Source organism: Okeania sp. SIO2B9 (assembly GCF_010672505.1).
In the GTDB taxonomy this organism is placed as follows: domain Bacteria; phylum Cyanobacteriota; class Cyanobacteriia; order Cyanobacteriales; family Microcoleaceae; genus Okeania; species Okeania hirsuta.
Genome location: NZ_JAAHGK010000245.1, coordinates 1 through 7,237, shown reverse-complemented (window position 1 = coordinate 7,237; position 7,237 = coordinate 1). Strand labels below are relative to the sequence as shown.

6 protein-coding genes and 1 pseudogene are annotated in these 7,237 nt (G+C 37.8%); 4 read left to right on the top strand and 3 right to left on the bottom strand.

Going from position 1 to position 7,237, the window contains the following annotated elements; translation table 11 throughout:
• Positions 1–324: pseudogene (locus F6K13_RS11175) on the bottom strand (orotate phosphoribosyltransferase); the annotation flags it as partial.
• Positions 325–597: 273 nt separating this feature from the next.
• On the opposite strand from F6K13_RS11175, the gene F6K13_RS11170 reads away from it, so the two are divergent.
• Both F6K13_RS11170 and F6K13_RS11165 read left to right on the top strand, forming a co-directional pair.
• Entirely contained in the window at positions 598–999 is a 402-nt protein-coding gene (locus F6K13_RS11170) for a hypothetical protein (protein ID WP_124144527.1), read from the top strand.
• Between the two features lie 275 nt (positions 1,000–1,274).
• A complete protein-coding gene (locus tag F6K13_RS11165) occupies positions 1,275–1,430 on the top strand; it encodes a hypothetical protein (protein ID WP_161564464.1) in 156 nt (51 codons plus the stop codon).
• Between the two features lie 104 nt (positions 1,431–1,534).
• Here the strand turns inward: F6K13_RS11165 and cobJ are convergent, their stop codons facing one another.
• Positions 1,535–3,646: a precorrin-3B C(17)-methyltransferase gene (gene cobJ / locus F6K13_RS11160; RefSeq protein ID WP_124155285.1), complete on the bottom strand. Its 2,112-nt coding sequence runs from the start codon at positions 3,644–3,646 to the stop codon at positions 1,535–1,537.
• 499 nt (positions 3,647–4,145) lie between these two features.
• On the opposite strand from cobJ, the gene F6K13_RS11155 reads away from it, so the two are divergent.
• Positions 4,146–4,367 carry a hypothetical protein gene (locus F6K13_RS11155; protein ID WP_240038905.1) on the top strand — a complete coding sequence of 74 codons (222 nt, stop codon included), beginning with the start codon at positions 4,146–4,148 and terminating at the stop codon, positions 4,365–4,367.
• Between the two features lie 539 nt (positions 4,368–4,906).
• Here the strand turns inward: F6K13_RS11155 and rsmA are convergent.
• Entirely contained in the window at positions 4,907–5,725 is an 819-nt protein-coding gene (gene rsmA, locus F6K13_RS11150; protein ID WP_124144525.1) for a 16S rRNA (adenine(1518)-N(6)/adenine(1519)-N(6))-dimethyltransferase RsmA, read from the bottom strand.
• Positions 5,726–6,313: 588 nt separating this feature from the next.
• On the opposite strand from rsmA, the gene F6K13_RS11145 reads away from it, so the two are divergent.
• Entirely contained in the window at positions 6,314–7,120 is an 807-nt protein-coding gene (locus tag F6K13_RS11145) for an acetylserotonin O-methyltransferase (RefSeq protein ID WP_240041642.1), read from the top strand.
• Positions 7,121–7,237: the final 117 nt, after the last annotated feature.

The following is a 7,237-nucleotide window of genomic DNA, read 5'->3' as shown; positions in this document are numbered from 1 at the left end:
TTTTCGGATAATTAAAGCTGGTATTGGACGATTTTCATAAGCTGAGACTACACTAACAGCAGTAACTATTGGATCTGCACCTAAAGTTAAACCTGCTACACCTTGAGTATCTTCAGGTAAGATGGACAATAATAACCGTCCAATTGCTAAAGCACCTTGGGGATGAAGAGTGACGTATTTACCATTTATGTAATAGGAGCTACGTTGTCCAGAAGATAAGATAAAATCCCCTTCGCGATAAGCTAAATTACATAACAAATCGAGTAGTTCTTGTTTGATGGTGGTTAAATCAAGAGTAGCTAAGGATGAAATTTGATTTGTCATACTTTTAATTAAAATAGTTCCAAAATATATAATTTTTTGCCATATAATCTCACTGCTATAATATGAGCAATTTAGCCATTCTTGTCCGCACTGTGGCATAGCAATAGACCGCGATGTGAACGTGGCATAAAAAATAGGGCGGCAGGGCATTCCGTCCTTAAAGCACGCGCTTGCCCGACGGAATACCGGGGCTGCGAAACGAGAAGTCCACACTATAGCGTCAGCTTAGTATGGGAGATGTCACCAGTAATAACCTACAATAAATAATAACGTATGGCCATGAATTGGAAAAGCCTTAGTGGCATAATGATTTTTTCAGCGATCGCGACTCTAACATCTGTCCAAATTGCTCAAGCGGGACATCCTGAAGATCCTGTTGGTACATATCAACCTTTTGCAGAAGAGTTTAACGAAGCAAGTCAAAGATATTCTGGTAACTTTTTTGAGAAAACAGAGTTTTTGAATCAAATAGGTCGTTATTTTGGTATATTAAGGTTTCCTGATGAAGCTATTTCTGACGACTTACGCCTAATCAATCAGCTTTATATAGAGGAACAAAGGCGGCAGTTTTCTAGTACACCAGTCATTAGAACTCCTGATTTAGTTAATCCCTATAATTCATCAGTAATGACAGCTCCTCCTTCTGATTCAATTCCTACTTTTGGTGGTAATTAGGTAAGCATTTCCTCCGGAATGCTCCGCAAATAGCCGTCAGCTATTAGCTATCAGCTATTAATTTTGAGGAAGATAAAAGCAACCTTTGAAATTGAGGAAAGAATAAAATTTACTGGCAAAGTTCTCTTCCTAAACCTTAGAAGTAATTACTTATTACTTATTACTAATTGCTGATAGCTGACTGCTAATAGCTGTTAGCTCCGCATTCTGCAGGAAATACTTACATCCTATCCGCTTTCAAGGAGAGGTAATTAGGGTTTGCTGAAAAAGTCTTTTTGCTCTTTAGTAGGAGACAGGAGACAGGAGACAACCCACCCCTAACCCCTCCCAGGAGGGGGAGACAGGAGAAACGGGGAATGAGCGAGGAGGTAGGAGTAAGAATTGTCCCAAGATTATTCTGCCATAGTCAGCCCAAAATACTAGCTTTTTGAGCATGAAGAGCTGAAAACCATGCACTTTTTCAATACCTAAAAAAGCTAAAACCTTTATCTAGTAATTATTTGAGATTTAATCAGCAAACCCTAATTATTAATTATTAATTATTAATTGTTGAATAACCCCTGGGTGTAATCATCCAATTATTGTAAATACCTGTAGATTCATTACCAATCAAAATTACTGTCAACATATCAATAGAAAACTCCAATAATTTATCCAGACTTGTCAAGGTAATTTCCTCATTTTCTCGATAAACAGACCGGACAATTGCTACTGGAGTTTCCGATTTACGATATTCTAAAAATATCTTCACAGCTTTAACTAATTGTTCTGTTCTTTTCTGGGATTTAGGATTATAAAGTGCCACAACAAAATCAGCCATTGCTACAGCATTTAAACGTTTTTCTATTACCTCCCAAGGTGTTAATAAATCGCTCAAACTAATAGCACAAAAATCGTGCATCAAAGGCGCACCAACTCTAGCAGCAGCAGACTGTAAAGCACTAACTCCAGGAAATACTTCTACTATCGGAATTTTGCCATCCCAACCTGTGGCTCGAAGTTGCTCTAAAACTAATCCTGCCATGCCATAAATTCCACAATCACCAGAAGAAACTACTGCGACATTTAAGCCAAAATTTGCCAATTCAATTGCTCTTTCTGCTCGTTCTTTTTCTTGAGTAATAGGTAATTTTTCTATGATTTGCCCAGGATTTAATAAGGGTTGAATTAAGTCAATATAAAGAGAATAACCAATGACAACATCAGCAGAACTAACAGCCATTTGAGCTGCGGGTGTCATCTGTTCTAATTTTCCTGGGCCAGTGCCAATTAACAATAGTTTTCCAGTTCTTCCTGTATATTCTTTTTCAGATATAGCCACAGCAATAGTTGCTGCTCCTGGTTCACCTTCTAGACGAAATATTTGCTTACTAACTAATAAATTACCTTCATTAATTTCCTGAAAGTTCGAGGATAAATTGTCAGTATTCTCTTTTGATTCTGAATTAAGATTATCTTTTTCTTCTGGGTTTAATACTCCGTCTTCTACATAGTGTTTATAATTAGTTTTAATTTGAGTATCTATCCATTTATTCATTCCTTCTTCTTTTTTCCCTCTTCCCTCTTCCTTCTGCCTTCTGCCTTCTGCCTTCTTCCTTCTGCCTTCTTCCCTCTTCCTTCTTCCTTCTTTTACCCCTAAAATTGCAGCAGCTTCAGCAACACTAGGAGTTCCTACTTCCTGAGCAACAATATTAGAAGGATTAGGTACTTCAACACAGCTTAATAACTCGGAAGAAAAAGTCTGCAAGGGTAAATCTTGTTCCTGACAAAATTCTACTAACCCTATTTCATCAGCTTTAAGATCGATAGTGGCAATTCCAGCGATCGCTCCTTTTGCTAAATGATTAGTTTGAAATACTTGTTGAATAGCAGTTGCAATTAATTTTTTAGAAGTACCTCTTTCACAACCAACCCCTATCCACAAAACTCGTGGATGCCATTGCACTTTCGGTAAATCTGAATCTGGAGAAAACTGGCGCTTAGTAAAACTAATCCAAATTCTGGCCTTGGGAGTAGGGGATGAGCGATCGCCTATTTCTGGAAATCCAAAATAAAATGGATGATTCTGGGGTAGATGCTCTTGCCACAAGGTCGAACCCACTTCCTGAATTACTTGTACAGTTTCTCCTCTAGCAACTATTCCACTGACTCTATTCCAGTCTCCCTCTCCTCGCTGCCAACCAAAAGGTTTACCCAAAATATCAACACCAGGTAATTCCAAATTATGGGATGCGCCTGTAATAATTGGGGTAGCGTTCAGGAGGCGAGCGAGTACATTAGTTAGTTTATCGGCACCACCTTGATGACCACTACATAAACTAATGACAAATTTACCTGCTTCATCTACAACGACTACTGCTGGATCGCAATATTTATCTTTTAAAAGTGGAGATATTAAACGTACAACTGCACCGCTGGCGAGACAGAAAACTATAGCACTATAGTTTTGCCAAATATTTGCTAGATGATTTTTCAGAGAGTCAGTGTAAATTTCGGCGTTAACAGTAGAATTTGTTGTGTGTTGACAAGAGTCTGGCATCCACAGAGTTGCCCCCATTGTCTGACAAATAGGTTGCAATAATTTTGTTGCTGTGGGAGTTGTGGCGATCGCTGCTATGGGTTGAAATTCTTGGCCAATTAAATTCATGTTTTAGGTATTTGAAATTGGATTTGTTATTTATTCTATGTCCTAAATAACTCGTTCCTTGCTATACCAACATCTTCTCTACAGGGTTTCTATAGCGCTGCGCGCAGGCAACAGCTCCGGAAGGGGGAATAAAAAGCTGATAATATAAGATATGAGCGCAAACCCTAATTAAGTAATTAAAAATAACCGAATAACTTTCCCCGTGTTCCCTACTCAATAGCCAAGTTGAAAAGTTTTTGAGAAATGGTATGGTATTGTATTGGTTGTCCAATTTTTGTCAAATATTGTTGGCCAGTTAAGAAATCTAAAATTTTTATCACAAAAAACACAGAAAAGACTGCTGGGTTAACAAGTTATAACAGTCACTATTACTTTATTTGACATATCAAAAGCTTAAAATATTAGACAACTTAAAATGTAGACCAAGGGCTTTGAGTTTTGTAACTAAAATTACATACAAGTACTTAATTTAGTACCCATAAATAACAAGGAGAAAAAAATGAAGAAAAAGATGAAGCAAAAAACAAACACCATTATTTTAGAGATGGGCACGGCTAAAAGTAAAGATATCCGTGATTTGCAGAGAGGTGAAGGTAAGATATCCAAGAATATAGGAAAAATGATCAAACAACTGAAAGCATCAGGTGAAACCCCAGAAGATGCACAACCTGTAATTATAATTGTCAGGAAAAAAAGGGAAAAAAAAGGACTTTTTGACTAAGTAAGCGATCGAATTACAGCAGATTCCAAGCATATGAAGTACAGATATTAATCATTAAATGTTCTTAGTGCGAGCATCTTGCTCCCGCGGGTGTACCTCACCAAAGTGGAATCCGGTGTATCTAGCTCTTGCTATGGGGTAAGAGCTATAGCGCTACGCGCAAGTCAGAAGTCAGAAGTCAGAAGTCATATAAAATCCGGTAGCATCGGTGTAATAAGATAGTGAATCAGAATTCAGAATCCAGAAATAGATAGGGCTGGCTGATTAAATTTCAAAGCATTGACGGATAAAGGTTTCAGCCTTTTTGGAGGGAAAAAAGTGCTAGCTTTTTGGTATAAAAAGTTCATGCATATTAGTATTGAGGGCAAACAAAGGCAGAACAATCTTGGGACAACTCTTCTTCCTACCTCCTCTATAATTCCCATTCCTCCTGACTCCTGTCTCCTGTATTCCCCTCCTGGGAGGGGGAGGGGCGAGGGGTGGGTTGTCTCTTACCCTCACCCATAAGACTTTTTCAGCAAACCCTAAATAGATAGTTCTCAAATGGGTTCTATGCTATTTGCTAGTGCTACCCACTGCTGCACGCTTAAATCTTCTGCACGAACTTGAGGATTTACTTTTAACTTTTCTAGTAATGGGAAGAGGCGATCGCGTTCAATAACTGCTTTAAGATTATTCCTTAACATTTTCCGTTTACTAGAAAAACCTAATTTAACTAATGTTTCCATTTGTTTAGGATTATTTGCCTGGGGTTCTATTAATTGAGGGCGTAGTCGTATTACTGCTGAGTCAACTTTTGGTGGGGGATAAAATGCTTTGGCAGGTACATCACAAATAAATTCACAGTTGGCTAAATATTGAATTTTTACTGAGAGGGAACTATAAGCTTTTGAGTCTGGTCGAGCGCAGATTCTATCCGCTACTTCTTTTTGTAATAATAAGACGATTAAATCATAACTATTAGCTACAGGTTGGGCAATTGTTCCTAATAGTTTTTCTAGGATTGGTCCGGTAATATTATAGGGTATATTAGCTACAACTTTATTAGGATTTTGGAAAGCTGGAAATTGTGCCAAATTTGTTTCTAAATCTAGGGATAAAATATCTCCTTGTAACAATAAAAAATTTTCTACAGAGCCAATTTTTTTAACTAACTTTTGACATAAATCTCTGTCAATTTCTACTGCAACAACGGAAGCTGCTAGGGGTAATAAACGATGAGTCAGGATGCCTGTACCTGGACCAATTTCTAGGAGGCGATCGCTGTCGGATAATTCAGCAGCTTGGACAATTTTATTGAGAGCTTTGTCACTCCTCAACCAATGTTGAGCAAATCTTTTTCGGGGTTGAATAGTCATTTCAGTTATCAGTTATATAGCAGGGAACAGGGAACAGGGAAAAGGGAACAGGGAACAGGGAATAGTACCTCTGCAATCAGGGGACTGGAACTGAGGAATATTCTCTTTTTTTATCTTCTTAAAAGATTCAGCACCAGACCCAAATTTTTTTGTCATAATATAGCAACCCTAAATGATTTGTGAAAAAAAACTGTAGGGGTTTGGTCTTTTCATCCCATTTTAGCTTGGGGAAAGGAGACCAAACCCCGTTAGATAAAATGTTACAACCTATCAGGATTTACACAAAAATAGTTGTGTTTTTGCCATAAATCACCAATAATTAAGGTTGAAATATTGAAATGTTGTCAGATAGTAATTTGTCTCAATTTGGCTTTTAAAAATCATCTTAAGTAGACAAGCTTTACTAAGTAAAAAAAAGTATGTTACAAAACTATGGTCTATAGGGAAAAGGGAGCAAATATTTGTAGCAAATAATTTGAAATTTTCTGGAGACCGAATTTTCGTGATATATATATATATATATATATATATTAAGTTCTCAAATTTATACTTTTCAAAAAATATCACTTTTTTTGGATAAAATAAAATATGATGTCAATATCCGATCTAGACCAAGAACTAGAAATACTAACTTGTGATGATAAACCGCTTTGGGATACATGGTTATCGATGTTCCACTTCCCTACACTTACTGTTGCAGACGAGCTAGGACTTTTCTCTTTATTAGACAAAAAGCCTGCAACTGCTGAAGAAGTAGCAACAAATTTGTCTTTAGGGTCTCGTGCTACTGAAGCACTTTTAGGAGTAATGACATCACTAGGCTATCTTGTGCAGTTTAAGGGAAAATTCCATCTTACCCAGGTATCACAAAATTTTTTACTTCCTGATAGTCCTTACTACTGGGGTGGTATACTGCATTTTATGCGCGATAACCCTTTGTCACATTCAGAACTGCTAGAGGCTGTCCAAAATGATAGGTCTAGTATTTATGACGAGAAGGGTATTTGGGAAACTCACGAAGCAGATCAAGAAAAGGCTGAAGCTTTTACTAGACACATGCACAGTCAAAGTCTTACTCCTGCACTTGGTGCTGCCTTGAGAGGTGACTTTTTTGGTGTCAAACGTCTTCTCGATGTGGGAGGTGGTTCTGGTGCTTTTTGTTTTGCCTTAGCTCGGCGTTACCCCCAAATGCACTGTACTATTTTAGAATTACCAACAGTATGCGACATAGCACAAGAATATATAGCAGAAGCTGGATTATCTGATAGAGTAGATACTTATGTGGGAGATTTTTTCCAACAGCCTTTTCCTTCTGGGTATGATGCAATTCTCTTCAGTAATATTTTTCACGACTGGGGATGGGAAAAATGTTTACATCTAGCAAAACAACCATAAGGGGGTTGGTAAGGGGGTGCTGGTTTCCCCACTCCTCCACAGGGTGGGGCGGAAAGCACCCCCTTACATAAATAAATGTTGATCCGCTTCGATCAAGATGTTTGTCTACCTCCCGAC